Source organism: Pseudomonas sp. GL-RE-26, assembly GCF_019956275.1.
Classification (GTDB): Bacteria; Pseudomonadota; Gammaproteobacteria; order Pseudomonadales; family Pseudomonadaceae; genus Aquipseudomonas; species Aquipseudomonas grandcourensis.
Map to the genome: position 1 here is coordinate 12898 of NZ_JAHBDI010000044.1, position 24860 is coordinate 37757.

Below are 24860 nucleotides of genomic sequence, written 5' to 3' on the forward strand. Positions count from 1 at the left end.
ATTGCATCGCATTCTAAAGGCAGAGACAATATCTGTTAAATGGATTATTAAGATAAGGGTTATCGGTTATATCGATATGCGATTTACTCTCCGTCAACTTCAAGTATTCGTCGCCGTCGCCCAGCAGGAAAGCGTGTCCCGTGCCGCAGGCCTGCTCAACCTCTCGCAATCGGCGGCGAGCACCTCGATCACCGAACTGGAGCGCCAGTGTAGCTGCCAGTTGTTCGACCGTGCCGGCAAACGGTTGAGCCTGAACGCCCTCGGTAAACAGCTGTTGCCGCAAGCGGTGGCGCTGCTGGACCAGGCCAAGGAAATCGAAGACCTGCTCAACGGCAAGTCCGGTTTCGGCTCGCTGGCCGTGGGCGCGACCCTGACCATCGGCAATTACCTGGCCACCTTGCTGATCGGCAGTTTCATGCAGCGCCACCCGGAAAGCCAAGTGAAGCTGCACGTGCAGAATACTGCCAATATCGTGCAGCAAGTGGCCCACTATGAAATTGATCTGGGTCTAATCGAAGGCGACTGCAGCCACCCGGACATCGAAGTGCAAAGCTGGGTCGAGGACGAACTGGTGGTGTTTTGCGCCCCTCAGCATCCGTTGGCCAAGCGTGGCACGGCCACCATGGACGAATTGAGCCACGAAGCCTGGATCTTGCGCGAGCAGGGCTCAGGCACGCGGTTGACCTTCGATCAAGCCATGCGCCATCACCGCACTTCGTTAAACATCCGCCTCGAGCTTGAGCACACCGAAGCGATCAAACGCGCGGTGGAATCAGGTTTGGGGATTGGCTGTATTTCCAGGCTGGCTTTGCGCGACGCATTCCGCCGTGGCAGCCTGGTGCCTGTCGAGACGCCGGATCTGGATCTGGCGCGACAGTTTTATTTCATCTGGCATAAACAAAAATATCAGACCTCGGCGATGCGCGAGTTTCTCGATCTGTGCCGCGCCTTCACTGCCGGGGTTCAGCGCAGCGACGAGATCGTACTGCCGACGATCGCTTAGAGCAGAATCACCGCCCACACCAGGGCAATCATGCTCAATGCCACGAACTGGGCGGCACTGCCCATGTCCTTGGCATTCTTGGACAGCGGGTGCCGCTCAAGGGAAATTCGATCGATGGCCGCTTCCACCGCCGAGTTGAGCAACTCGACGATCAACGCCAACAGGCATACAGCGATCAACAACGCCCGTTCGACCCGGCTGACATTCAGGAAGAACGACAAAGGAATCAGGATGACGTTGAGCAACACCAATTGCCGAAAGGCGGCTTCACCGGTGAAGGCTGCGCGCAGGCCGTCCAGCGAATAACCGGAAGCATTGAGAATACGTTTCAGGCCGGTCTGGCCTTTGAAAGGTGACATAGAGTGGGCAACTGGCAAAAAAGAAGTGGGAAAGCTAGTTCAACCAAAGTCAAAAAAGCGTGAATTTGCCAGCCTTTAATGGCTGGAAATTGACTCAAGTTGTTGCAAGAGCAGCGCGGCCTGAGTCCGGGTCCGCACATTCAGTTTACGGAAAATCGCGGTCACGTGCGCCTTGATAGTGGCCTCGGAAACGCTCAGCTCGTAGGCGATCTGCTTGTTCAGCAAGCCTTCGCAGACCATGGTCAGCACGCGGAACTGTTGCGGGGTGAGGCTGGCAAGACCTTCGCTGGCCGCCTTGGCCTCATCCGAGACGCTGACCGCTTCGAACGCCTGCGGCGGCCAGAACACATCGCCGTCAAGGACTGCACGCACGGCCTTCTGGATCACACTCAAGTCGCTGGATTTGGGAATGAAGCCACTGGCGCCGAATTCACGAGACTTGACCATGATGGTCGCCTCTTCCTGGGCCGAGACCATGACCACCGGAATCTGCGGGTACTGGCCGCGCAGCAGGACCAGCCCGGAAAAACCGTAGGCCCCTGGCATGTTCAGGTCCAGCAGCACCAGATCCCAGTCGGACTTTTCCGTCAGGCGGACTTCCAGTTCGGCGATGCTCGCCACTTCCACCAGACGGACGTCCGGGCCAAGGCCCAGGGTCAGCGCTTGATGCAAGGCACTACGAAAAAGTGGGTGGTCATCGGCAATCAGGATTTCGTATGTGGCCATTTTTCAAATGATCCTGTTTTTCATGGGACGCCCGATGAATTCGGACCTCGCCAAAGCAAGTCAAGACACAGCCACGGAGCTGCACTGACAAGGCACGCTCAACGCAAAAAACGGCGTCGAAAATTCCGACCGCACCCTAATCGGCGCCAAGCATGCCCAGCGAAGCCGGGGTGGTCAAGCAGCATGGCCGGTACACTTTATTGCAGTATTCGCGACAATCAGTCCATCAATGGGGAGACCGACCGGACATAGGGCATCAACTCGGCGTGCGCCGGGGTCGAAACGTTCATGTCCAACTGGTGTTTGGCGTCGAGGTAATGCTGGCTGAACACATCGAAATAGGCGTCCAGCGCCGAAGCGGCGGCGACATCGCCTGCAAGGTCGAGGCACAGCGCCGCCACTTCCGCGGTGCACAGATGCTCGCTGCGGGTCGAGCGGCGCAACCGGTAGCGGGAGAGCTTCTCCGGCAGCAGGCTGAGGATCGGCAATCGATCGAAATAGGGGCTCTTGCGAAAGATCTTTCGCGCTTCGGTCCAGGTCGCATCCAGCAGAATGAACAGCGGGCGCTTCGTGCCATCGACGCCAACGCTATTTGTCACGCGCTCAGGTTCGACGTACTCACCCGGAAACACCAGGTAAGGCTGCCATTGCGGATCGGACAACAGCGCCAGCAACTTCGGATCGGTCTCGGTGCGGGACCAGATGAAGGCATGGTTGTCAGGTACCACGTCGGCGATCAGCCAACCGGTGTTGCTCGGTTTGAACACTTCCTTATTGGTCATGATCAGGCACACGCCGGAGCGGGTAGCGACCTGCGGGCGCCATGCGCACAGGCAGTGGCTCTCGATCACCCGGCAGTCACGGCAGCGCGTCGCGCGCCAGCCGCGGGCCTGAATCGGCTTGATGCCCTCCTCCTCACGCTGATCGCGCAAGCGGGCTACGGCATTCAAGGCAAAGCGCGCGGGGGTATGACTCATAGCGGGCAACGCCCACAGAGAAGGGAAATCGACACGAAAAACACTCGATAGGGTAAAAAGTGCCAGCAGTTTACCAGACCGCCCGGCGCAAGCCTGTACCGTCCAGCCCGCCTCCCCTATAATTCGCCGCCACTGAACGCACAGCCACGTGACGGGTCCAATCCCCATCACTGAACCAGGAGAGTTTCATGCTGCGCCTTATCGTTCCTACCGCGGCCATTTTGCTGGCGTCGTCCTTCAGCGCCCAGGCTGCGTCCCTGAAAGACACGGAACTGAACAAAATGCTGCAAAACGTCGCCACCCAGAGCAGCGTCGGCACTCCTCGAGCGATCAACGAAGACATCCTTGATCAAGGCTACACCGTTGAAGGCAAACAGCTGATCAACCATCTGAGCGTGCAGAGCAGCCACGCCGACAAGATGCGTTCAGACCCGAAAGCCGTGTACTTCCAGTTGGGAGCTTCTGTCTGCCGAAACGAAGGGTTTCGCAAGCTGATGGCCAAGGGCGCGATCATGCGTTACGACTTCACCGAGGTGAAGACCAACCGCCCGGTCGGCTCCGCAAGCTTCCAGGAATCGGATTGCCTGCAACCGGCCAAGAAGAAAAAGTAATCACCTGGTATTGGCGCGCCGTTGTTCATCTTCGGCGCGCAGTTCTGCCAGCAGCGCCTGCAAGTAATGTGAACGGCGTTCGCCACCGCGCAAACGCCGGCAGCACTCCTCTTCGAGACTCAAATGATGGGTCTCGGCTGATGACTTCAGCAATCGATACAGTTGCGTATCGATCTCCAGAACGACTTTGGCCATGGTTTCCCGCCTCCCTGCACTTCACTCATGTTTGAGTGATAAATCCTTGAACCGCTTGTACCGTGCGCCTTGCCGTTGACGCAAAGTTGTCGTGTGACACCTGTAACTTAGTAAATCAGAGTGCAGCACATGCGACGTGCGTTCAGACGAGCGGTGAAAGCACCTTGCAAATCGTCAATAAGCGGTTGCCAGGAAAGACTTTGTGGCGCAATGATCAAGGCAACGCAAATCACTGTGAAGGTCTAGATTTCAGGGTATCCACCTATACTTCTTCAAGGCTGGAAAGGGGCTGGCCGTCGCTTGTCGTGTTATGCGAACGTTTCTTTTATCCAAGGGAAAACAGAGCCTGTTTGGATGATCCGATGCCTTTCGGGTCAAGTAGGTCGCCCAGGCATGGGCTTGGGCAGACAGCGACACATGAAGTGTCGTGGCACCGACTTACGTTGTCGGGCCGAGGGTTCTGTGCATAAGGAGAAGTTGAATGCCTTACCAACCGAATGACCTCCTGAGCCGTCATTTTGAAGAAAGCGGCCACGACCTCATCAGCAAGGTCGAAGAACAACTCAAGCTGATTTCACCCAACAGCCCGAACATCCCGATCTACCGCGACATGGTCCTGACCGTGCTGCGCATGGCCCAGGAAGACCACAATCGCTGGAATGCCAAAATCACCCTACAAGCCCTGCGCGAACTGGAACAGGCTTTCCGCGTGCTCGAACAATTCAAGGGGCGGCGCAAGGTCACTGTTTTCGGCTCGGCCCGTACCCCCATGGAACATCCGCTCTACAGCATGGCCCGGGAACTCGGCGCTGCGCTAGCGCGCTCGGACATGATGGTGATCACTGGCGCCGGCGGCGGCATCATGGCCGCCGCCCATGAGGGCGCAGGCCTGACACACAGCCTGGGCTTCAACATCACCCTGCCCTTCGAGCAGCATGCCAACCCCACTGTCGATGGCACGACCAACCTGTTGCCCTTCCACTTCTTCTTCACCCGCAAGCTGTTCTTCGTCAAGGAAGCCGATGCCTTGGTGCTGTGTCCGGGTGGCTTCGGTACGCTGGATGAAGCACTGGAAGTGCTGACGCTAATCCAGACCGGCAAGAGCCCATTGGTACCCGTGGTGCTGCTCGACGCGCCGGGCGGCAGGTTCTGGCAAGGCGCACTGGACTTCATTCACCAGCAACTGGAGGAAAACCACTACATCCTGCCCACTGACATGAAGCTGGTGAAACTGGTCTACAACGTCGAAGAAGCGGTAGAGCATATCAACCAGTTCTACAGCAACTTCCACTCCAGTCGCTGGCTCAAGCATCAGTTCCTGATTCGCATGAATCACACACTCAGCGACCACGCACTCGAACACATGCAGGAGGCTTTCGCCGACCTGTGCCTGAGCGATCACTTCCATCAGCGCGCTTACAGTGGTGAGGAACATGACGAAGCCGAGTTCAGCCATCTGGTGCGGCTAGTCTTCAACTTCAACGCCCGCAATCATGGACGTCTGCGCGAGCTTGTGGACTACATCAACCTGCCGGAAAACTGGGCACAATCAAAACCCCAAGTACAACAACGCACCCGGGAACCGTCAAAGGTTTCATGAGGCATAAAAAACGGCCCGCTATCGAAATAGCGGGCCGTTTCAGTTCAATCATCCATTCCTCGACCACTGAAGAGGCGGTTGATCATTTCCATGGAGTATCCCCGATACGCCAGGAACCTGCCTTGCTTGGCTCGCTCCCGGGCGTCTGCCGGCAATTGCCCGGAGAACTTGCGCCGCCAGGTATCGATCAATTGCTCCTGCCAGTCGAAACCGCTCTCACGCAGGGCGAGTTCAATATCGGTGCGCTGCAGGCCGCGCTGGCCCAACTCTTCACGAATGCGTAAAGGGCCATAACCGGAACGGGCGCGGTAGGAAACGAAACTTTCGAGGTAACGGCTTTCGGACAACAACCCCTCTTCCGTCAACCGGTCGAGTGCTGTTTCGATCATTTCAGGAATGGCGCCGCGCTGACGCAGTTTACGCGTCAGCTCGACACGACCGTGCTCGCGCCGTGCGAGCAGGTCCATTGCAGTTCGCCGCACCGCGACGAGTGTATCGAGTACGGCGGTCATCGCTTCGATCAGATATCAGCGTCAGCCAGGTCGTCTTCGGTCTCTTTGACCGCAGAAGCTTTGGCGTCTGCTACCGACGAAGGGGACAGCAGCTTGTCACGCAGTTGCTTCTCCAGCTTTGCCGCGACTTCCGGGTTGTCTGCCAGGAACTTGGCCGAGTTGGCCTTGCCCTGACCGATCTTGGTGCCTTCATAGGCATACCAGGCACCGGACTTCTCGACGAAACCGTGCAGAACACCCAGGTCGATCATCTCACCGTTGAGGTAGATGCCCTTGCCGTAAAGAATCTGGAACTCGGCCTGACGGAACGGCGAAGCCACCTTGTTCTTCACAACCTTGACGCGGGTTTCGCTACCGACGACTTCATCACCTTCTTTCACCGCGCCAGTGCGGCGGATGTCCAGACGAACCGATGCGTAGAACTTCAGTGCGTTACCACCGGTGGTGGTTTCCGGGCTACCGAACATCACGCCGATTTTCATACGGATCTGGTTGATGAAGATCACCAGGCAGTTGGCGTTCTTGATGTTACCGGTGATTTTACGTAGCGCCTGGGACATCAGACGGGCTTGCAAGCCCACATGCATGTCACCCATTTCGCCTTCGATTTCAGCCTTTGGCACCAGGGCGGCCACGGAGTCGACGATGATCACGTCAACCGCGTTGGAACGCACCAGCATGTCGGTGATTTCCAGGGCCTGTTCGCCGGTGTCCGGCTGGGAAACCAGCAGGTCGTCGACGTTGACGCCCAGCTTGCCGGCGTACTCAGGGTCGAGGGCGTGTTCGGCGTCGACGAATGCGCAGGTCGCGCCGGCTTTTTGAGCCTGGGCGATCACGGACAAGGTCAGCGTCGTTTTACCGGAAGATTCAGGACCGTAGATTTCAACGATACGGCCTTTTGGCAGACCGCCGATGCCGAGAGCAATGTCCAGACCCAGAGAGCCAGTGGAGATGGCCGGGATCGCCTGACGGTCCTGATCGCCCATACGCATTACGGCACCCTTGCCGAATTGACGTTCGATCTGACCCAGGGCCGCAGCCAAGGCTTTCTTCTTGTTGTCGTCCATTAAAGTCCTCACGTAATCAATAAGGCCTGACGGCCAACACCTGTATAAGTAGCCAGTATTATTCCACAGCGATTCCGGATCGCCTACCCCTGATTTGAGATTTCTGCCGCGGCATACCGCAGCAGCCCCTCTAGCGCGGCCCTCACCGTTTGTCGGCGGACGTCGTCGCGATTACCCGGGAAGTGCTGCCGCTCACAGAACACTTGGTCTCCAACGCCCCAGGCCAGCCATACCGTGCCAACCGGCTTGTTCGCCGTTCCACCATCCGGTCCGGCGATGCCACTGACCGCCACGGAGAAATACGCGCTGTTTTTCTTCTGCGCCCCCCGCACCATGGCCTCGACCACCTCGCGACTGACCGCGCCCACGGTGGTGAACAATTCCACCGGGACATCCAGTTGCAGGGTTTTCTGCCGGTTGGAGTAGGTGACATAACCGGCCTCGAACCAGGCCGAACTCCCGGGGATACGGGTGATTGCCTCGGCGATGCCTCCGCCGGTGCAGGACTCCGCCGTGGTGACGTGGGCATTGAGAACCTGCAGGCGTCTGCCGAGTTCGGCGGCGAGCTGGGTGATTTCGTTCACGGTCATCTCCTGATCGGGCGGGATGAGGTTAACCGTACACGAGCAGACCGCACTTGCAAGCAACAGGAGCGATCAAAATGTAAAGAACCAAAGGCTCTGGAAAAGGCCTGTCGGGGAATCAATCTTCGGCGTCACCGGACGGGGCATGACCGACCCCCATACGCTTGGCCACCCAACGCTCATACAACCCCAGAACTACTTCTGTCCCGGCCATCGCCGCTAAACAACCACCCGCACAGGCAGCCCAAATGGAAACATTGGCGGCGTGCAGCAGCATGATGACCGAGGCGCCGCAGATCATGCTGGAGCCAGATCGCAGGCTCAGGCGCCGGACAAGGAGCCAGCCACGAACGCCCTCTTTATCGGCACGCCACATTTCACCAGTAACGCCACCGAGTATTGGCAGACTGATGACCAGCCACAGAGGCATGTCCAGCAACGCATATTGCTCAGCGGTCATTTCATGCCTCCTTGAGTGAACGGTCACACCGCGTTCTTGCCTAGATAGGCAAGCAGGTTATGCATCAATGCATATTTAGTCAATGCGTTAACGCATTGAAAAGATGATCCAATGTTTTCAGCACGCGAAAAAAACCCGCTCGGGAAGCGGGTTCTATCTGAACGCAGGGAGTGTTAGCGGGCGTACATGCCCCACCAGAAAACATGCCCCAGGATAACAATCGGCTCCTCCTGGACTTCCTGAAAGGTGTAATCTTCGTCCGGATGCTCATCACGATTGAAGCTGCGCAAACGAATCCCGGTCGGCAGGCGATACAGCTGCTTCACCCGCAATTGGCCGTTGTGATTGATTGCATAAAGGTCGCCGTCAACGATATCGCCAATGCCACACTTGCCGGCATTGACCCCGACCGTGGCGCCATCGCGCAGTACCGGCAACATGCTGTTGCCCCGCACTGTCACGCACTTGGCCTGGTCGAACTGCACGCCATTATGGCGCAGGCTTCGCTTGCCGAAGCGCAGGCTAGAGCGCTCGCTCTCCTCGATGACGAATCTTCCTGATCCTGCAGCCAATTCAACCTCGCGAAGAAAGGGGACCGACACCTCGTCGTCATCGACAGGGGTATCGTCATCCCACAGACTTATATCCTTGAGTTCCGAATGCACTGGAGCGCGCCCGGCATTAGCGGCAGACGAGACGTCCGCGCGGCCACGCAACTGGTCGGTACTCAAGGAGAAATACTCGGCGATCTTCGAAATATGTTTATCCGAAGGATCGACGATCTTCCCGCTGAGAATGCGCGAGAGCGTGGATTGAGGCACGCCGGTGCGACGGTGAAGCTCCGTGGGGGAGATCCCGTGCTGATCGAGCAATGCTCTTAATACGGTAGATACGTTGCGTTTATGCATAACCCGCATAGTGCTTGGTCTTCTCAAAGAAGACAATGCCGATTTGCATAATCGGTGCATAACATGATTTTTGCATCGTAAAAGATGTCACCCGGCCGTGGCGCCTGCGTTGGGTAGACCGCCCATGGTAACCTTGCGCCCATCGCGGAAAAGCCCGGCCGTAGCCCCGCTTTTGCCCCACCTCTTTCAACGAGCTTCCCGACAATCCGATGAATAAAGCCGTCTCCGACCTGTCCTCCCACACCCCGATGATGCAGCAGTACTGGCGCCTGAAAAACCAGCACCCGGATCAGCTGATGTTCTACCGCATGGGCGACTTCTACGAGATCTTCTATGAAGACGCGAAGAAGGCCGCCAAGTTGCTGGACATCACCCTGACGGCCCGCGGGCAGTCGGCTGGCCAGGCGATTCCGATGTGCGGGATTCCTTACCACGCCGCCGAGGGTTACCTGGCAAAGCTGGTGAAGCTTGGCGAATCGGTGGTGATCTGCGAGCAGGTCGGCGACCCGGCCACCAGCAAAGGGCCGGTGGAGCGGCAGGTCGTGCGCATCATCACGCCGGGGACGGTGAGTGACGAGGCGTTGCTCGACGAGCGTCGGGACAACCTGATCGCCGCCGTCCTGGGCGATGAGCGCCTGTTCGGCCTGGCGGTGCTGGACATCACCAGCGGCAACTTCAGCGTGCTGGAAATCAAGGGTTGGGAAAACCTGCTGGCGGAACTGGAGCGGGTCAACCCGGTGGAGTTGCTGATCCCGGATGACTGGCCCAAGGACTTGCCGGCGGAAAAACGCCGTGGTGTGCGTCGCCGTGCGCCGTGGGATTTCGAGCGCGACTCGGCGCTCAAAAGCCTGTGCCAGCAATTCTCGACTCAGGATCTCAAGGGCTTTGGCTGCGAAAACCTGACCCTGGCGATCGGCTCCGCCGGTTGCCTGCTGGCCTACGCCAAGGAAACCCAGCGTACCGCCCTGCCTCATTTGCGCAGCCTGCGTCATGAGCGCCTGGACGACACCGTGGTGCTCGATGGCGCCAGCCGTCGCAACCTGGAGCTCGACACCAACCTGGCCGGGGGGCGCGACAACACCCTGCAATCGGTGGTGGACCGCTGCCAGACCGCCATGGGCAGCCGCTTGCTGACCCGCTGGCTGAATCGCCCGTTGCGCGATTTGACGGTGCTGTTGGCGCGTCAGACTTCGATCACTTGCCTGCTCGACGGTTACCGCTTCGAAAGGCTGCAACCGCAGCTCAAGGAAATCGGCGACATCGAGCGAATTCTTGCGCGGATCGGCCTGCGTAATGCCCGCCCCCGCGACCTCGCCCGCTTGCGTGACGCCCTCGGCGCACTGCCGGAATTGCAAGTGGCAATGACGGAGCTCGAAGCCCCGCATCTCCAGCAACTCGCCACCATCACCAGCACCTACCCGGAACTGGCGGCATTGCTGGAAAAAGCCATCATCGACAACCCGCCCGCCGTCATTCGTGATGGCGGCGTGCTGAAAACCGGCTACGACAGCGAACTCGACGAACTGCAGTCGCTGAGCGAAAACGCCGGGCAATTCCTGATCGACCTTGAAGCACGGGAAAAGGCCCGCACCGGCCTGTCGCACCTGAAGGTCGGTTACAACCGCATCCACGGCTACTTCATCGAGCTTCCAAGCAAGCAGGCGGAATCGGCACCGGCCGACTACATTCGCCGCCAGACGCTCAAAGGCGCCGAGCGTTTCATTACGCCGGAACTCAAGGCGTTCGAAGACAAGGCACTGTCAGCCAAGAGCCGTGCCCTGGCCCGCGAGAAGATGCTGTACGAAGCGCTGCTCGAAGACCTGATCAGCCAGCTGCCACCGCTGCAGGACACTGCTGGCGCCCTGGCCGAGCTGGATGTATTGAGCAACCTGGCCGAACGCGCGCTGAACCTCGACCTGAACTGCCCGCGCTTCGTCAGTGAACCGTGCATGCGCATCAGCCAGGGTCGTCACCCGGTGGTCGAACAGGTACTGACCACGCCGTTCGTGGCCAACGACCTGAGCCTGGACGACAACACCCGCATGCTGGTGATCACCGGTCCGAACATGGGCGGTAAATCCACCTACATGCGTCAGACCGCCTTGATCGTGCTCCTGGCCCACATCGGCAGCTTCGTGCCGGCAGCCAGTTGCGAACTGTCGTTGGTCGACCGCATCTTCACCCGGATCGGCTCCAGCGATGACCTGGCCGGCGGGCGTTCGACCTTCATGGTGGAAATGAGCGAAACCGCGAACATCCTGCACAACGCCACCGAGCGCAGCCTGGTGCTGATGGACGAAGTCGGGCGCGGCACCAGCACCTTCGACGGTCTGTCCCTGGCATGGGCCGCTGCCGAGCGCCTGGCGCATCTGCGTGCATACACGCTGTTCGCCACCCACTACTTTGAACTGACCGTCCTGCCGGAAGCACAGCCGCTGGTGGCCAACGTGCACCTCAATGCCACCGAGCACAACGAGCGCATCGTGTTCCTGCACCACGTGCTGCCAGGGCCGGCCAGCCAGAGTTATGGCCTGGCCGTTGCGCAACTGGCAGGCGTACCGAGCGAAGTCATCACCCGCGCTCGAGAGCATCTGAGCCGCCTGGAAGACACCGCCCTGCCCCATGAAACACCGGCACCAGCCAAAGGCAAACCGGCGGCTCCGCAGCAAAGCGATCTGTTTGCCAGCCTGCCGCACCCGGTGCTGGATGACTTGGCCAAGCTCGACCTGGACAACATGACGCCACGTCGTGCTCTCGAAATGCTCTATACACTAAAGACACGGATCTAACGCAGCGGCTTGCAAGCTGTTAGAATCTCGCGCGGTTTGGGATGCTGCTGGCTAATAGCCTGGCCAGCAGACTATCGCTCCCGAACCTGGCGACCCCTACGAGAAGGGGCGCAGCAAGCCGCGCCTGAGGAGAAAATTAGAAATGACCTTCGTCGTCACCGACAACTGCATCAAGTGCAAGTACACCGACTGCGTAGAAGTCTGTCCGGTGGACTGCTTTTACGAAGGCCCGAATTTCCTGGTGATCCACCCGGATGAGTGCATCGATTGCGCGCTGTGCGAACCTGAATGCCCTGCTGTAGCTATCTTCTCCGAAGATGAGGTTCCGGCCGGCATGGAGAACTTCATCGAACTGAACGCTGAGTTGGCCGATATCTGGCCGAACATCACCGAGAAGAAAGATTCGATGCCTGATGCAGAAGACTTTGATCGCATCATCAACAAATCTGTAGGCAGCAAGATCGCAGACCTCGAACGCTGATTACCCCCGCGTTCGCGAAAAAGGCCCCACAAGGGCCTTTTTGCTTTTCTGCAGGCAAAAAAAGGGGCGGTTTGACCCGCCCACATTTTTTCCCTATTCCCTGTGTTCCTTTTCATCGTCCTGATGAATCGCGTCCTGCGATATCCATATCCTTCATCCATGAAGGACGTGTCTGTCCGTCGACACAAGCTGAATATTAGAGTTTTCCCCTGCGGGATCAATCGCCCCTTGGTACGAACTCTAACTGTCACACGTCTTTAATAATAATAAATATCTATATAAATCAATAAGATATAGTAACAAAGCGCTCAGCATGGACGACTGCCAGGGTGTAAAAATAACGAACACTTACGCAACAGTAAGCCTAGGCTTACAGCACGGAACCAAAATCCCGAGGGGACTTGGCCTCCTGGCCAGGATCGAGTAGGAGGCGGGGTTGCCCCCGCCGTCCTCTCACACCACCGTACGTACGGTTCCGTATACGGCGGTTCCTGCCTACTGACAAACAACGTCAGCGAGCTTGGTTCCGTTGATGTGTCGCCTGCGGTATCTAAGCGCCCAGACCGGCCCTCGGAGCTTCCGGCTCCTACCTCCTAATGGTCTTGACCTCCGCTACGCGGAGTTTCTGCTTTACGCTCCAACAGAGATCACACCCGACTATCCACTCATGGCAGGTTCAGCCCTTCATTACTCCGGTTTCGAGCAACTACTACGGCCTCTGGCGTCCTGGCCATGCAGGTGGAAACTGTGTTTACCAATGTCGATACCGAGAAGTGTCATCGTGTTCATGAGAGATCCTCCGCCCGAAAACGAGAAAAGCCCTGCAAGCGTAAACCTGCAGGGCTTCTCGGTCAGGCTGACCATCTCATTAAACCCCGAGCCAGTCGGGGTTTTTCATGCCATCGCAGTGAGTGCCTTATTGGAACAGCGACTCGCTCGACAGACCATTTTTTTCCAGGATCTCGCGCAGCCGCTTCAAGCCTTCCACCTGAATCTGTCTGACTCGTTCACGGGTCAGGCCGATTTCCAGGCCTACGTCTTCAAGGGTGCTGCTTTCATGACCGCGCAGGCCGAAGCGGCGTACAACCACTTCGCGTTGCTTGTCGGTCAGTTCCGAGAGCCATTGATCGATGCTCTGGGACAGGTCGTCGTCCTGCAACAGTTCGCATGGATCGGTTGGACGGTCGTCAGTCAGGGTATCGAGCAGGGTTTTATCCGAATCCGGACCCAGCGAGACGTCGACCGAAGAAACCCGTTCATTTAGGCCGAGCATACGCTTGACCTCTCCCACCGGTTTTTCCAGCAGGTTGGCGATTTCTTCGGGAGAGGGTTCATGGTCGAGTTTTTGCGTCAGCTCCCGCGCGGCCCGCAGGTACACATTCAGCTCCTTGACCACATGGATCGGCAGCCGGATGGTCCGGGTCTGATTCATGATTGCGCGTTCGATGGTCTGGCGAATCCACCAGGTCGCGTAGGTCGAGAAGCGGAAGCCGCGTTCCGGATCGAACTTCTCCACCGCCCGGATCAAGCCGAGGTTGCCCTCTTCGATCAGGTCCAGCAGCGACAGCCCACGATTGACGTAGCGTCGGGCGATTTTCACCACCAGGCGCAGGTTGCTTTCAATCATGCGTTTGCGCCCGGCCGGATCGCCACTTTGCGACAGGCGCGCAAAATGAACTTCTTCTTCGGGTGATAGCAGGGGAGAGAAACCAATTTCATTGAGATACAGCTGCGTGGCATCAAGTGCCCGCGTGTAGTCAATGTACTTGTGTTGTTTCAACGATGCGGAGTGTTTGGATTTGGCACGAACGGAAGGTGGAGCCGCCCCTTCATCATTCGACATCGAATCCGTATCGATGCTGCTCTCCATCAGGAGAACCTCATCGTCGATGTCAAACTCCGGCACTTCTTTACTGAGAGCCATTGTTATAGTCCTTTGGTGAGTTCGACCTCAAGCTCAAGCGGCGCCTTTCTCCCTGGCAACGCTGGAGCCTGTCCCCTCTACGCGACGGAACAGGCTGGTAAGCGATCAACGACGTGGCAGGAATTGCAGCGGATCTACAGGTTTACCTTGGCGGCGAATCTCAAAATGCAGTTTCACCCGGTCTGTACCCGTTGACCCCATTTCGGCAATTGTCTGTCCGACCTTGACCTGCTGCCCCTCCCGAACCAACAGCCTGCGGTTATGTCCGTAGGCGCTTACGTAGGTTTCACTGTGCTTGATGATTACTAACTCGCCGTAGCCCCTTAAGCCACTCCCGGCGTATACCACCGTCCCATCAGACGCAGCTAAAACAGGCTGTCCCAAATCTCCGGCGATATCAATTCCTTTATTCAAACTACCGTTTGAAGAGAATTTTCCAATAAGAATGCCATTAGATGGCCATCCCCAGCCGGTCGGGGCTGGTCCGGGAGGGGGCAATGGAGCGGGTTCATACTTGCTCGCGACGGACGGTACAACCGTCGTTGTGCTGGTGGTCGTACCGTTTGCCGAACGACGGATGACCGTGGTTTTACTCGACGACGAAGGCGTTGAACTGGACGAACTGACCACCGCCGTGGACGTTGAATCGGTACGACCATCAAAGCGAATCGTCTGACCCGGACGGATGGTGTAAGGCGCAGGAATGTTGTTGCGTGCCGCCAGGGCCTTGTAGTCCCAGCCGTAACGGAAGGCGATGGAGAACAGGGTGTCCTTGGGCCGAACGACGTATTGTCCGGTGGTCACGGCCGGACGCTGGGGTGCGGCGTTGTTGCGGTCGACGACACGAACATCGCTGGATTTGTTGCTGGAACAACCGACCAGCAACGTGCTCAAGACAAGGCCAGTCACCAGGCGCTGAAAGCTCGTTTTACTCATACGCTGCGCAATGACTGTGAGACTCACCCGCCGCTCCCTCTGTGGTGGCTGAAAATGTGATATACCGGAGTCCGGTAATGAACTGTCGCAAGTATAACGGGCCGTGCACGCTTTACCTTTAATGTAGCGAATCGGTGTCGCGCACACGTTTGCTGCCTGACGATGAATCCCGTTTAACACAACGATGCCGCTGTAAGACAAAGGCAATCGAAGAGAATTCAGCGTGCCGAAACAAATGCTCAGGCCAGTGGCCCATTGAGCAATGGCACGAAGCGCACAGCCCCCAGGACATGCCTGGAAAAACCTTGTTCCTCGCGAACGATCAGCATCAATTGCTGGACTTCGCCGGCCCCGACCGGGATCACCATTCGGCCTCCCGGCGCCAACTGGTCAAGCAGTGCCTGGGGCACGTCGGTCGCCACTGCGGTGACGATAATCCCGTTGTAAGGTGCCAGTGCCGGCCAGCCTTCCCAGCCATCGCCCCAGCGGAACACCACGTTGCGCAGGTTCAGTTCGACCAGACGTTCCTTTGCCCGATCCTGCAGAACCTTGATGCGCTCGACCGAGAACACACGCTCGACCAGTTGCGACAGCACCGCCGTCTGATAACCCGACCCGGTGCCGATCTCCAGCACCTTGTCGAGGGGACCGGCCTCCAGCAGCAGCTCGCTCATGCGCGCCACCATATAAGGCTGGGAGATGGTCTGGTTGTTACCAATCGGCAGCGCGGTGTCTTCATAGGCGCGGTGTGCCAGCGCTTCGTCGACGAACAGGTGGCGCGGGGTCCGGCGAATGACCTCCAGTACCCTGGCGTTGGAAATGCCTTCTTCGTAAAGGCGCTGGATCAGCCGCTCCCGGGTTCGCTGGGAGGTCATGCCGATGCCGCGATGCAGGATATCGTCTTGTTCGCGACCCATCAGCGCAGCCCCTCCAGCCAGCCGTCCAGACTTCTGAAGGCATCATTGAAGGTGCGATCCAGTTGCAGCGGCGTGATCGAAACATAACCCTGCATTACTGCATGGAAATCGGTACCCGGGCCGCCATCTTCGGCATCCCCGGCCGCCGCGATCCAGTAACCGGACTTGCCCCGAGGATCCACCACTTTAATCGGTGCCGCGGCCCGGGCGCGATGGCCCAGGCGAGTCAGCTGGATACCGCGGATACGGTCCAGCGGCAAATTGGGGATGTTCACATTCAGTACCGTACGCGGTGGCAGATCCAAGTCAGCATGGGCTTCAACCAGTTTGCGCGCGAAATGGGCAGCTGTGGGAAGGTTCTCTACCTGGCGTGAGACCAGCGAAAAGGCAAACGAAGGGTGTTTCAGGAAACGCCCCTCGAGGGCCGCCGCCACCGTGCCGGAATACAGGACATCGTCCCCCAGGTTCGCGCCCAGGTTGATACCGGAAACCACCATGTCCGCTTCGCGCTCCAGCAGGCCGTTGAGGCCCAGGTGCACACAATCGGTTGGCGTGCCGTTGAGGCTGATAAAGCTGTTGGCCAGGGTTTGCGGGTGCAACGGACGGTCGAGCGTCAGCGAACTGCTGGCGCCGCTCTTGTCCTGGTCCGGGGCGATAACCACGCACTCGGTGTAATCCGCCAGCGCAGCATAAAGCGCGGCGAGACCGGGTGCTGTTACCCCATCGTCGTTAGAAATCAGAATACGCATGGGCTGTCCGTCTGCCCCACCGGCACCAGATCAACAAGCTCGCGCACCAATACGGTGGCGAAGCATCCGGCCGGCAGGACGAATTCCAGTTGCAGAATGTCAGGCTCGGGATAATGCCACGTCAACCCGCCAATGGGCAGCCGCAGGATGCGACGTTCGTGGCTCATTCCGGCGTTGATCAACCAGTCACGCAAATCCGCTTCGCGTGCGGCGATGGCCTGCTCCAGTTCATGGACAGCGCCCGCTGCCGGCGAGTCACCTTCGCCCCACTGCGGACCGGTCGGGTGCAGATCGAGAATCGCCAGACGCGGGTCGCTGCACTCGGCTTCACCTGCCGGGAAAAAGCTGCGGCTGTCGGTGAACGCCAGCAGATCGCCCACCTGGGCACGCTGCCAGGTGCCATCGGTGACACGCGCGGCCAGCACCTGATTGAACAGAAAACTGCGCGCCGTGGAGAGCAGACGCGAGCGCACGTTGCGCTGCTCCGGCAGCGCCTTGCGCGCGGCCCAGGCACGAGCATCGACGACGTTGCCGCCGTCATGGCCGAAACGCTGGGCACCGAAATAATTGGGGATGCCTTGTTTCGCGATCAGTTGCAGACGCTCTTCAAGCGCGGCCTTGTCGCCGGCGAATTGCGTCAGGCGCAACGTAAAACCGTTGGCCGAGTGGGCACCGCGTTGCAGTTTGCGCTTGTGGCGGGCGGTCTTGAGGATCTTCAGCGTATCGTTTTCTGCCACTGACAGATCAGGGTCGGCCTTGCCCGGCAGTTGCACGCTGAACCACTGGCGAGTCAACGCCTGACGGTCCTTGAGCCCGGCATAACTGACGGTGCGCAATGGCACGCCGGCAGCCTTGGCAATCCGTCGCGCTGCTTCTTCTGTGTTCAGGCCGCGCTTTTCCACCCAGATCCACAGGTGTTCGCCTTCGCCGCTGAGGGGAATGTCGAGGACTTCGTCGACCTGGAAATCTTCCGCGATCGCTTTCAGGACCGCCGTGCCGAGGGCTTCACCGTAAGCCCGCGGGCCGAGCAATTGCAGTTCGTTCATGCGCGCAACAACAAGGCAACGGAGTGCACGGCAATGCCTTCTTCGCGACCGACAAAGCCGAGCTTTTCGGTGGTGGTAGCTTTCACGTTCACTTGATCCAACTCTACTTGAAGATCCGCGGCAATCAGCGCGCGCATCGATTCGATATGCGGGGCCATTTTCGGCGCCTGGGCGACGATGGTGTTATCGACGTTGCCGACTTTCCAGCCTTTGGCATGAACCAGTGCGACGACGTGACGCAACAGCACACGGCTGTCGGCGCCCTTGAATTTCGGGTCGGTATCCGGGAAATGCTTGCCGATGTCGCCCAGCGCTGCAGCGCCGAGCAAGGCATCGCTCAAGGCGTGCAAGAGGACGTCACCGTCAGAGTGAGCGAGCAGCCCGAAGCTGTGTGCAATGCGCACGCCGCCCAGAGTGATGAAATCGCCTTCAGCGAAACGGTGCACATCATAGCCGTGGCCAATACGCATAAAAAAACGCCCCGATTTTTGTCAGGGCGTGATTCTACCTGCATTAACCAACCAGAGCATGCGCGTGATGCCGTAAGTGCTCATCGATGAAACTGGCAATAAAGAAATAGCTGTGGTCATAGCCCGGTTGCAGGCGCAACGTCAGCGGGTGACCTGCCAGTTTGGCCGCCTGCTGCAAGGCTTCCGGCTTTAGTTGGTTGGCGAGGAAATCGTCGCGATCACCCTGGTCGACCAACAGCGGCAGCTTTTCATCGGCCTCGGCAATCAACGCGCAGGCATCCCATTCGCGCCATTTCGAACGGTCCTCTCCCAGATAGCGGGAGAAGGCTTTCTGCCCCCACGGGCAATCCATCGGATTGTTGATTGGCGAGAACGCCGACACCGATAGATAGCGCCCCGGATTGCGTAATGCGCAGACCAGCGCACCGTGGCCGCCCATGGAGTGACCACTGATGCCGCGCTTGTCCGACGCAGGGAAATGGGCTTCAACCAATGTCGGCAATTCCTGCACGACATAGTCATGCATCCGATAGTGGCGCGACCAAGGCTCCTGAGTGGCATTCAGGTAAAACCCGGCGCCGAGACCGAAGTCCCAGGCGCCATCCGGATCGCCCGGCACATCGGCGCCGCGAGGGCTGGTGTCCGGTGCGACGATGATCAGCCCCAGCTCGGCGGCCATGCGCATGGCGCCGGCCTTTTGCATGAAGTTCTCGTCGGTGCAGGTCAGGCCGGACAACCAGTACAACACCGGCAACTTGCCGCCCTGCTCCGCCTGCGGCGGCAGGTAGACGGCGAACACCATGTCGCAACCGAGCACTTCCGAGCGATGGCGATAGCGCTTGTGCCAGCCGCCAAAACTTTTCTGGCAGGAGATGTTTTCCAAACTCATTGCAAACTCCTCACTGAAAACCAAAACCTCAAGCGCCAGGCCAACTCAATCAGCTTGCCGCTTGAAGCTTGTGGCTTGCTGCTGCTTCTCAGAAATGAATGACGGAGCGGATGCTTTTTCCTTCATGCATCAGGTCAAACGCCTTGTTGATATCTTCCAGGCCCATGGTGTGGGTGATGAAGGTATCCAGCGGAATCTCACCGGTCTCGGCCATTTCCACATAGCTTGGCAACTCGGTACGGCCGCGCACGCCGCCGAACGCCGAACCGCGCCAGACGCGGCCGGTGACCAACTGGAACGGACGGGTCGAGATTTCCTGACCGGCACCGGCAACGCCGATGATGACCGATTCGCCCCAGCCCTTGTGGCAGCATTCCAGCGCAGCGCGCATCAGTTGCACGTTGCCGATGCACTCAAAGGAAAAGTCCACGCCGCCATCGGTCATGTCGACGATGACTTCCTGGATCGGACGATCGAAGTCTTTCGGGTTCACGCAATCGGTTGCGCCCAGCTGTTTTGCGATTTCGAATTTCGCCGGGTTGATGTCGATGGCGATGATGCGGGCAGCCTTGGCTTTGACAGCGCCAATGACAGCCGACAGGCCGATGCCGCCGAGGCCGAAAATGGCCACGGTATCACCCGGTTTCACCTTGGCGGTGTTGAGCACTGCACCGATACCGGTAGTGACACCGCAGCCCAGCAGGCAGACTTTTTCCAGTGGCGCTTCTTTAGCAATCTTGGCCACGGAGATTTCCGGTAGCACGGTGTACTCCGAAAAAGTGGAAGTACCCATGTAGTGGAAAATCGGCTGGCCCTTGTAGGAAAAACGCGAAGTGCCGTCCGGCATCAAGCCTTTGCCCTGGGTCGCGCGAATCGCCTGGCAGAGGTTGGTTTTACCTGACAGGCAGAATTTGCACTGACGGCATTCAGGGGTGTACAGCGGGATCACATGATCACCGACCGCAACGGAGGTCACGCCTTCGCCGATGGCCTCGACAATCGCACCACCTTCGTGGCCGAGGATCGACGGGAAGATGCCTTCAGGATCAGCGCCAGACAGTGTGTAGGCATCTGTATGGCAAACACCGGAGGCCACCACGCGCAGCAAGACTTCGCCGGCCTTGGGCATGGCGACATCGACTTCAACGATTTCGAGGGGCTTCTTGGCCTCGAAGGCAACGGCGGCGCGCGACTTGATCATGATGACTCTCCAGTGAATTAAAACGAGACAGGGAGTGTAATACATGGCTCAACGATGAATAATCGATGCAAATGCAAAATATTATTGCCGCACAGGGATAATCATTGATGTCCGAAAATCGCTGGGAAGGGATCGACGAGTTTGTCGCCGTGGCCGAATGCAGCCAATTCACTGCTGCTGCGGAACGGCTGGGCGTTTCTTCCTCACACGTCAGTCGACAAATCGTACGCCTGGAAGAGCGTTTGCAGACACGTCTGCTCTACCGCAGTACCCGTCGGGTCGCGTTGACCGAGGCTGGACAAACCTTCCTGCAACATTGCCAGCGTTTGCAGGATGGTCGCGAAGAAGCGCTGCGTGCGGTCGGTGACTTGACCAGCGAACCCAAGGGCATGCTGCGCATGACCTGCGCAGTGGCTTACGGCGAGCGCTTCATCGTGCCGCTGGTGACCCGCTTCATGGGGCTGTTTCCGCAACTGCGTATCGACATCGAACTGACAAATCGCCAGCTTGACCTGGTGCACGAAGGCCTCGACCTGGCGATTCGCCTCGGGCGCTTGCAGGATTCACGGCTGGTCGCCACCCGCCTCGCACCGCGGCGTATGTTTCTCTGTGCATCGCCCGCCTACCTTGAGCGCTACGGTCGCCCGCACAGCCTGTCAGAACTGAGCCGCCACAACTGCCTGATCGGCAGCTCGGACCTCTGGCAACTGGAACAGAACGGGAGGGAATTTTCGCAAAGGGTGCAGGGAAACTGGCGTTGCAACAGTGGGCAAGCCGTACTGGATGCAGCGCTACAGGGCGTAGGGCTGTGTCAGTTGCCGGACTATTACGTGCTGGAGCATTTGAATAGCGGCGCGTTGATTTCGTTGCTGGAGGCGCATCAACCGCCGAATACCGCCGTTTGGGCGTTGTATCCGCAGCAGCGGCATCTGTCGCCGAAGGTGCGCAAGTTGGTGGACTACTTGAAAGAGGGGTTGGCCGAACGGCCGGAGTACAGGTTTTAAGATCCTCTAGTGACGATTGGCCCAACGCTGTCTCAACCACTCAAGGTCTTCAGGACGCGTAACCTTGAGGTTGTCGGATCGCCCTTCGATCAGGCGCGGCGCCGAACCGGCCCACTCCATGGCCGAAGCTTCGTCGGTAACAACGGCATCCGCCACCAGACTGTCCGCCAAAGCCCGATGCAACGCTCCAAGGCGAAACATCTGCGGCGTGTAGGCCTGCCAGATCACACTGCGGTCCACAGTCTCGACAACGCGACCGTGTTTATCGACCCGCTTGAGCGTATCCCGCGCCGGTACAGCCAGCAGTCCGCCAACAGGATCGTCAGCCAGTTCAGCCAGCAGCTTGTCCAGATCGTCACGACTGAGGTTCGGCCGTGCGGCATCGTGAACCAGTACCCAATCCTCATCATCGGCGCCCTGCGCATGCAAGTGCAGCAAGGCATTGAGCACCGACCCGGAACGTTCGGAACCACCCTCGACCCGGGCAATACGCGGATCACTGGCACATGCCAGGTTCGGCCAATAAGGATCATCAACAGCAAGACTGACCACCAAGCCTTTCAGGCATGGATGATCAAGGAAACAGCCAAGGCTGTGTTCGAGAATAGTGCGCCCGCCCAGTTGCAAGTATTGCTTGGGACGGTCCGCGGCCATACGGGCACCGACGCCCGCGGCAGGAATCACGGCCCAGAAGGCCGGTAACGAATTAATCATTGGGCCAACTGGTAAAGGGTTTCACCGTCCTTGACCATGCCCAACTCATGACGAGCCCGCTCTTCAACGGTCTCCATGCCCTTTTTCAATTCACTGACTTCGGCGTCCATCACCCGGTTGCGCTCCAGCAAGGCCTGGTTCTCAGCTTGCTGATCGGCAATCTGCTGAGTCAACTCGGCCACTTGCGCCAGGCTGCCGTTTCCCACCCACAGGCGGTACTGCAAGCCAGCCAGCAGCAAAAGCAGGATGAGGAACAACCAATTGGGACTGCGCATCGAATATCAGGTATCCAGTGAAAAAAGACAGCCATGCCAAAACGTGAAGCTTCTGATAGCACGAAGCCTGGAAGAACCAGGCTTGTGCATATAAGGCATCAGATTAGTGGCAAAAACGTCGCTGTAGCGATTTTTTCGACACAATCCGGTGTCTTTTTTACCATGTACTGCTTAGCCGCGGAACTCGCTGCGACCGTTGTACTTGGCTTTGCCGTTCAACTGCTCTTCGATACGCAGCAGTTGGTTGTACTTGGAAACGCGGTCGGAACGGCACAGGGAGCCGGTCTTGATCTGGCCAGCCGAGGTGCCCACGGCCAGGTCGGCAATGGTCGAATCTTCGGTTTCGCCGGAGCGGTGCGAGATCACGGCAGTGTAACCAGCAGCCTTGGCCATCTGGATGGCTTCCAGGGTTTCGGTCAGGGTGCCGATCTGGTTGAACTTGATCAGGATCGAGTTGGCGATCTTCTTGTCGATGCCTTCTTTCAGGATCTTGGTGTTGGTGACGAACAGGTCGTCGCCCACCAGCTGGGTCTTCTCGCCGATCTTGTCGGTGAGGATCTTCCAGCCAGCCCAGTCGGACTCGTCCAGGCCATCTTCGATGGAGATGATCGGATAACGCTCGGTCAGGCCTTTCAGGTAATCAGCGAAACCTTCAGCGGTGAACACCTGGCCTTCGCCGGACAGGTTGTACTTGCCGTCTTCGTAGAATTCGCTGGCTGCGCAGTCCAGTGCCAGGGTCACGTCGGTGCCCAGCTTGTAACCGGCGTTGGCCACGGCTTCGGAGATCACTTTCAAAGCGTCTTCGTTGGAAGCCAGGTTCGGTGCGAAACCACCCTCGTCACCGACGGCAGTACTCAGGCCACGGGCCTTCAGCACAGCTTTGAGGTGATGGAAAATCTCGGTGCCCATGCGCAGGCCTTCCGAGAAAGACTTGGCGCCAACCGGCTGAACCATGAATTCCTGGATGTCGACGTTGTTATCGGCGTGCTCGCCGCCGTTGATGATGTTCATCATCGGAACCGGCATCGAGTAGACACCCGGAGTGCCGTTCAGGTTGGCGATGTGAGCGTACAGCGGCAGGTCCTGGTCCTGTGCTGCTGCCTTGGCCGCGGCCAGGGAAACGGCGAGGATCGCGTTGGCGCCCAGGGAACCTTTGTTTTCAGTACCGTCGAGCTTGATCATTGCCAGATCGAGCGCTTTCTGGTCGCTTGGGTCCATGCCTTTCAACAGGTCGCGGATCGGACCGTTGATGTTGCCTACGGCCTTCAGAACGCCCTTGCCCAGGTAACGGCTCTTGTCGCCATCACGCAGCTCGAGCGCTTCACGCGAGCCAGTGGAAGCACCGGACGGCGCGCAGGCACTGCCGATGATGCCGTTGTCGAGAAGCACGTCCGCTTCCACGGTGGGATTGCCACGGGAGTCGAGAACTTCACGACCTTTGATGTCGACGATTTTAGCCATTGTTGTAAACACTCCAAAGTTGACGAAAACGACGCAGCTGTAGGAAATCTTTGATCGTCGGCAAGTGAGGTGCAGCGGGCAGTCTTGCAGACGACAAGGCTCAGGCCCGAGGGCCTGGGCGTTAAATCGTGCGGTACTTTACCGGAGAATTGAGGATTACGCGGTTTCTACCGTCGGAAAACTCTTCACCAGTTCGTCCAAAGCCTTGAGCTGGGCCAGGAATGGCTCCAGTTTGTCCAGGCGCAGGGCGCAAGGACCGTCGCATTTGGCGTTGTCCGGATCCGGGTGGGCTTCCAGGAACAGGCCGGCCAGCGACTGACTCATGCCGGCCTTCGCCAGATCGCTGACCTGGGCGCGACGACCGCCGGCGGAATCGGAGCGACCACCAGGCATTTGCAGCGCGTGGGTCACGTCGAAGAACACCGGGTATTCGAACTGCTTCATGATGCCGAAGCCGAGCATGTCGACGACCAGGTTGTTGTAGCCGAAGCTCGAACCACGCTCGCAGAGGATCAACTGATCGTTACCCGCTTCCACGCATTTGCTCAGGATGTGTTTCATTTCATGAGGTGCGAGGAACTGGGCTTTCTTGATGTTGATCACAGCGCCGGTCTTTGCCATAGCGACCACGAGGTCGGTCTGGCGCGACAGGAAGGCCGGCAACTGGATGATGTCGCAGACTTCAGCGACAACCGCGGCCTGATCAGGTTCGTGGACGTCGGTGATGATCGGCACGCCGAAGGCTTGCTTGATGTCCTGGAAGATGCGCATGCCTTCTTCCAGGCCAGGACCACGATACGAGGTCACAGAAGACCGGTTGGCCTTGTCGAAACTGGCCTTGAACACGTAAGGGATACCGAGCTTTTCGGTGACCTTCACATACTCTTCGCAAACCTGCATGGCCATGTCACGGCTTTCCAGCACGTTCATGCCGCCGAACAGCACCATGGGCTTGTCGTTGGCAATCTCGATGTCGCCGACGCGGATGATCTTCTGTGCCAT

Annotated in this window: 27 protein-coding genes; 6 read left to right on the forward strand and 21 right to left on the reverse strand. The window is 58.5% G+C overall.

What is annotated here, in order from left to right; all coding sequences use genetic code 11:
• The first annotated feature begins 76 nt into the window (after nt 1-76).
• Nucleotides 77-1003 (forward strand): LysR family transcriptional regulator, encoded by a 927-nt coding sequence (locus tag KGB07_RS22225; RefSeq protein WP_046041182.1) that lies wholly within the window; start codon nt 77-79, stop codon nt 1001-1003.
• Here the strand turns inward: KGB07_RS22225 and KGB07_RS22230 are convergent.
• The 3 genes from KGB07_RS22230 to KGB07_RS22240 all read right to left on the reverse strand — a co-directional run bounded on the left by KGB07_RS22230 (nt 1000) and on the right by KGB07_RS22240 (nt 3065).
• On the reverse strand, nt 1000-1362 hold the full coding sequence (locus KGB07_RS22230; protein ID WP_007996906.1) for a diacylglycerol kinase: 363 nt from the start codon (nt 1360-1362) through the stop codon (nt 1000-1002). The two genes, KGB07_RS22225 and KGB07_RS22230, sit on opposite strands and share 4 nt — an antisense overlap.
• A 75-nt stretch (nt 1363-1437) precedes the next feature.
• The gene (gene erdR, locus KGB07_RS22235; protein WP_046041180.1) at nt 1438-2088 is read right to left on the reverse strand and encodes a response regulator transcription factor ErdR; all 651 of its coding nucleotides are present in this window, start codon (nt 2086-2088) and stop codon (nt 1438-1440) included.
• Between the two features lie 218 nt (nt 2089-2306).
• Nucleotides 2307-3065: a tRNA-uridine aminocarboxypropyltransferase gene (locus KGB07_RS22240; RefSeq protein WP_223466558.1), complete on the reverse strand. Its 759-nt coding sequence runs from the start codon at nt 3063-3065 to the stop codon at nt 2307-2309.
• 188 nt (nt 3066-3253) lie between these two features.
• Here KGB07_RS22240 and KGB07_RS22245 point away from each other — a divergent pair, with 188 nt between their 5' ends.
• A complete protein-coding gene (locus KGB07_RS22245) occupies nt 3254-3676 on the forward strand; it encodes a PA3611 family quorum-sensing-regulated virulence factor (RefSeq protein ID WP_046041178.1) in 423 nt (140 codons plus the stop codon).
• On the opposite strand, the gene KGB07_RS22250 is transcribed toward KGB07_RS22245, so the two are convergent.
• Complete coding sequence (locus KGB07_RS22250) at nt 3677-3871, reverse strand: hypothetical protein (RefSeq protein WP_223466560.1); 195 nt, start codon at nt 3869-3871, stop codon at nt 3677-3679. It abuts the gene before it with no gap.
• Between the two features lie 481 nt (nt 3872-4352).
• On the opposite strand from KGB07_RS22250, the gene KGB07_RS22255 reads away from it, so the two are divergent.
• The gene (locus KGB07_RS22255) at nt 4353-5471 is read left to right on the forward strand and encodes a TIGR00730 family Rossman fold protein (RefSeq protein ID WP_223466562.1); all 1119 of its coding nucleotides are present in this window, start codon (nt 4353-4355) and stop codon (nt 5469-5471) included.
• A gap of 44 nt (nt 5472-5515) precedes the next feature.
• Here the strand turns inward: KGB07_RS22255 and recX are convergent, their stop codons facing one another.
• The 5 genes from recX to KGB07_RS22280 form a co-directional block, all read right to left on the reverse strand.
• Entirely contained in the window at nt 5516-5983 is a 468-nt protein-coding gene (gene recX / locus KGB07_RS22260) for a recombination regulator RecX (RefSeq protein WP_046041173.1), read from the reverse strand.
• An 8-nt stretch (nt 5984-5991) separates the two neighbouring features.
• Entirely contained in the window at nt 5992-7050 is a 1059-nt protein-coding gene (gene recA / locus KGB07_RS22265) for a recombinase RecA (RefSeq protein ID WP_046041172.1), read from the reverse strand.
• 83 nt (nt 7051-7133) lie between these two features.
• Nucleotides 7134-7634, reverse strand: a complete 501-nt coding sequence (locus KGB07_RS22270; protein ID WP_046041286.1) for a CinA family protein — start codon at nt 7632-7634, stop codon at nt 7134-7136.
• Between the two features lie 118 nt (nt 7635-7752).
• Nucleotides 7753-8094 carry a phage holin family protein gene (locus tag KGB07_RS22275; protein WP_046041171.1) on the reverse strand — a complete coding sequence of 114 codons (342 nt, stop codon included), beginning with the start codon at nt 8092-8094 and terminating at the stop codon, nt 7753-7755.
• A 173-nt stretch (nt 8095-8267) separates the two neighbouring features.
• Nucleotides 8268-9002: a helix-turn-helix transcriptional regulator gene (locus KGB07_RS22280; RefSeq protein WP_046041284.1), complete on the reverse strand. Its 735-nt coding sequence runs from the start codon at nt 9000-9002 to the stop codon at nt 8268-8270.
• Between the two features lie 209 nt (nt 9003-9211).
• On the opposite strand from KGB07_RS22280, the gene mutS reads away from it, so the two are divergent.
• Nucleotides 9212-11791 (forward strand): DNA mismatch repair protein MutS, encoded by a 2580-nt coding sequence (gene mutS / locus KGB07_RS22285; protein ID WP_223466564.1) that lies wholly within the window; start codon nt 9212-9214, stop codon nt 11789-11791.
• A gap of 142 nt (nt 11792-11933) precedes the next feature.
• Entirely contained in the window at nt 11934-12272 is a 339-nt protein-coding gene (fdxA, locus tag KGB07_RS22290) for a ferredoxin FdxA (protein ID WP_046041167.1), read from the forward strand.
• Between the two features lie 916 nt (nt 12273-13188).
• On the opposite strand, the gene rpoS is transcribed toward fdxA, so the two are convergent.
• The 8 genes from rpoS to KGB07_RS22330 all read right to left on the reverse strand — a co-directional run bounded on the left by rpoS (nt 13189) and on the right by KGB07_RS22330 (nt 20404).
• Entirely contained in the window at nt 13189-14196 is a 1008-nt protein-coding gene (gene rpoS, locus KGB07_RS22295; protein WP_007990225.1) for an RNA polymerase sigma factor RpoS, read from the reverse strand.
• Between the two features lie 105 nt (nt 14197-14301).
• Nucleotides 14302-15159, reverse strand: a complete 858-nt coding sequence (locus KGB07_RS22300; RefSeq protein WP_223466566.1) for a peptidoglycan DD-metalloendopeptidase family protein — start codon at nt 15157-15159, stop codon at nt 14302-14304.
• Between the two features lie 212 nt (nt 15160-15371).
• Nucleotides 15372-16007 carry a protein-L-isoaspartate(D-aspartate) O-methyltransferase gene (locus KGB07_RS22305; RefSeq protein WP_185754794.1) on the reverse strand — a complete coding sequence of 212 codons (636 nt, stop codon included), beginning with the start codon at nt 16005-16007 and terminating at the stop codon, nt 15372-15374.
• A gap of 41 nt (nt 16008-16048) precedes the next feature.
• A complete protein-coding gene (gene surE / locus KGB07_RS22310; RefSeq protein WP_223466568.1) occupies nt 16049-16798 on the reverse strand; it encodes a 5'/3'-nucleotidase SurE in 750 nt (249 codons plus the stop codon).
• Nucleotides 16786-17844, reverse strand: coding sequence for a tRNA pseudouridine(13) synthase TruD (truD, locus tag KGB07_RS22315; RefSeq protein WP_046041159.1), 1059 nt, complete (start codon nt 17842-17844; stop codon nt 16786-16788). The genes surE and truD overlap by 13 nt, the downstream gene beginning before the upstream one ends.
• Nucleotides 17841-18314, reverse strand: coding sequence for a 2-C-methyl-D-erythritol 2,4-cyclodiphosphate synthase (ispF, locus tag KGB07_RS22320; RefSeq protein WP_046041158.1), 474 nt, complete (start codon nt 18312-18314; stop codon nt 17841-17843). The genes truD and ispF overlap by 4 nt, the downstream gene beginning before the upstream one ends.
• 43 nt (nt 18315-18357) lie before the next feature.
• Complete coding sequence (gene fghA / locus KGB07_RS22325) at nt 18358-19203, reverse strand: S-formylglutathione hydrolase (protein ID WP_046041157.1); 846 nt, start codon at nt 19201-19203, stop codon at nt 18358-18360.
• 88 nt (nt 19204-19291) lie between these two features.
• Entirely contained in the window at nt 19292-20404 is a 1113-nt protein-coding gene (locus KGB07_RS22330; RefSeq protein WP_008054058.1) for an S-(hydroxymethyl)glutathione dehydrogenase/class III alcohol dehydrogenase, read from the reverse strand.
• Between the two features lie 107 nt (nt 20405-20511).
• Between KGB07_RS22330 and KGB07_RS22335 the strand changes: the two genes are divergently transcribed.
• The gene (locus KGB07_RS22335) at nt 20512-21408 is read left to right on the forward strand and encodes a LysR substrate-binding domain-containing protein (RefSeq protein WP_046041156.1); all 897 of its coding nucleotides are present in this window, start codon (nt 20512-20514) and stop codon (nt 21406-21408) included.
• Between the two features lie 6 nt (nt 21409-21414).
• Here the strand turns inward: KGB07_RS22335 and ispD are convergent, their stop codons facing one another.
• From ispD to kdsA, 4 genes are all read right to left on the reverse strand, one after another.
• Nucleotides 21415-22122: a 2-C-methyl-D-erythritol 4-phosphate cytidylyltransferase gene (gene ispD / locus KGB07_RS22340; protein ID WP_046041154.1), complete on the reverse strand. Its 708-nt coding sequence runs from the start codon at nt 22120-22122 to the stop codon at nt 21415-21417.
• Nucleotides 22119-22397, reverse strand: a complete 279-nt coding sequence (gene ftsB / locus KGB07_RS22345; RefSeq protein ID WP_007970710.1) for a cell division protein FtsB — start codon at nt 22395-22397, stop codon at nt 22119-22121. The genes ispD and ftsB overlap by 4 nt, the downstream gene beginning before the upstream one ends.
• Before the next feature lie 171 nt (nt 22398-22568).
• Nucleotides 22569-23858, reverse strand: coding sequence for a phosphopyruvate hydratase (eno, locus tag KGB07_RS22350; RefSeq protein WP_046041152.1), 1290 nt, complete (start codon nt 23856-23858; stop codon nt 22569-22571).
• Nucleotides 23859-24014: 156 nt separating this feature from the next.
• Nucleotides 24015-24860, reverse strand: coding sequence for a 3-deoxy-8-phosphooctulonate synthase (kdsA, locus tag KGB07_RS22355; protein WP_046041151.1), 846 nt, complete (start codon nt 24858-24860; stop codon nt 24015-24017).

Excerpts from the sequence above, each read along its gene's own strand:
- eno (WP_046041152.1), bottom strand. The coding sequence starts at position 23,858 with ATGGCTAAAATCGTCGACATCAAAGGTCGTGAAGTTCTCGACTCCCGT.
- fghA (WP_046041157.1), bottom strand. The coding sequence starts at position 19,203 with ATGAGTTTGGAAAACATCTCCTGCCAGAAAAGTTTTGGCGGCTGGCAC.
- truD (WP_046041159.1), bottom strand. The coding sequence starts at position 17,844 with ATGAACGAACTGCAATTGCTCGGCCCGCGGGCTTACGGTGAAGCCCTC.
- kdsA (WP_046041151.1), bottom strand. The coding sequence starts at position 24,860 with ATGGCACAGAAGATCATCCGCGTCGGCGACATCGAGATTGCCAACGAC.
- ftsB (WP_007970710.1), bottom strand. The coding sequence starts at position 22,397 with ATGCGCAGTCCCAATTGGTTGTTCCTCATCCTGCTTTTGCTGCTGGCT.
- KGB07_RS22330 (WP_008054058.1), bottom strand. The coding sequence starts at position 20,404 with ATGATCAAGTCGCGCGCCGCCGTTGCCTTCGAGGCCAAGAAGCCCCTC.
- recA (WP_046041172.1), bottom strand. The coding sequence starts at position 7,050 with ATGGACGACAACAAGAAGAAAGCCTTGGCTGCGGCCCTGGGTCAGATC.
- erdR (WP_046041180.1), bottom strand. The coding sequence starts at position 2,088 with ATGGCCACATACGAAATCCTGATTGCCGATGACCACCCACTTTTTCGT.
- KGB07_RS22280 (WP_046041284.1), bottom strand. The coding sequence starts at position 9,002 with ATGCATAAACGCAACGTATCTACCGTATTAAGAGCATTGCTCGATCAG.
- surE (WP_223466568.1), bottom strand. The coding sequence starts at position 16,798 with ATGCGTATTCTGATTTCTAACGACGATGGGGTAACAGCACCCGGTCTC.
- KGB07_RS22230 (WP_007996906.1), bottom strand. The coding sequence starts at position 1,362 with ATGTCACCTTTCAAAGGCCAGACCGGCCTGAAACGTATTCTCAATGCT.
- recX (WP_046041173.1), bottom strand. The coding sequence starts at position 5,983 with ATGACCGCCGTACTCGATACACTCGTCGCGGTGCGGCGAACTGCAATG.
- KGB07_RS22255 (WP_223466562.1), top strand. The coding sequence starts at position 4,353 with ATGCCTTACCAACCGAATGACCTCCTGAGCCGTCATTTTGAAGAAAGC.
- KGB07_RS22225 (WP_046041182.1), top strand. The coding sequence starts at position 77 with ATGCGATTTACTCTCCGTCAACTTCAAGTATTCGTCGCCGTCGCCCAG.
- ispD (WP_046041154.1), bottom strand. The coding sequence starts at position 22,122 with ATGATTAATTCGTTACCGGCCTTCTGGGCCGTGATTCCTGCCGCGGGC.
- KGB07_RS22240 (WP_223466558.1), bottom strand. The coding sequence starts at position 3,065 with ATGAGTCATACCCCCGCGCGCTTTGCCTTGAATGCCGTAGCCCGCTTG.
- KGB07_RS22335 (WP_046041156.1), top strand. The coding sequence starts at position 20,512 with ATGTCCGAAAATCGCTGGGAAGGGATCGACGAGTTTGTCGCCGTGGCC.
- KGB07_RS22275 (WP_046041171.1), bottom strand. The coding sequence starts at position 8,094 with ATGACCGCTGAGCAATATGCGTTGCTGGACATGCCTCTGTGGCTGGTC.
- mutS (WP_223466564.1), top strand. The coding sequence starts at position 9,212 with ATGAATAAAGCCGTCTCCGACCTGTCCTCCCACACCCCGATGATGCAG.
- ispF (WP_046041158.1), bottom strand. The coding sequence starts at position 18,314 with ATGCGTATTGGCCACGGCTATGATGTGCACCGTTTCGCTGAAGGCGAT.
- fdxA (WP_046041167.1), top strand. The coding sequence starts at position 11,934 with ATGACCTTCGTCGTCACCGACAACTGCATCAAGTGCAAGTACACCGAC.
- rpoS (WP_007990225.1), bottom strand. The coding sequence starts at position 14,196 with ATGGCTCTCAGTAAAGAAGTGCCGGAGTTTGACATCGACGATGAGGTT.
- KGB07_RS22250 (WP_223466560.1), bottom strand. The coding sequence starts at position 3,871 with ATGGCCAAAGTCGTTCTGGAGATCGATACGCAACTGTATCGATTGCTG.
- KGB07_RS22305 (WP_185754794.1), bottom strand. The coding sequence starts at position 16,007 with ATGACCTCCCAGCGAACCCGGGAGCGGCTGATCCAGCGCCTTTACGAA.
- KGB07_RS22245 (WP_046041178.1), top strand. The coding sequence starts at position 3,254 with ATGCTGCGCCTTATCGTTCCTACCGCGGCCATTTTGCTGGCGTCGTCC.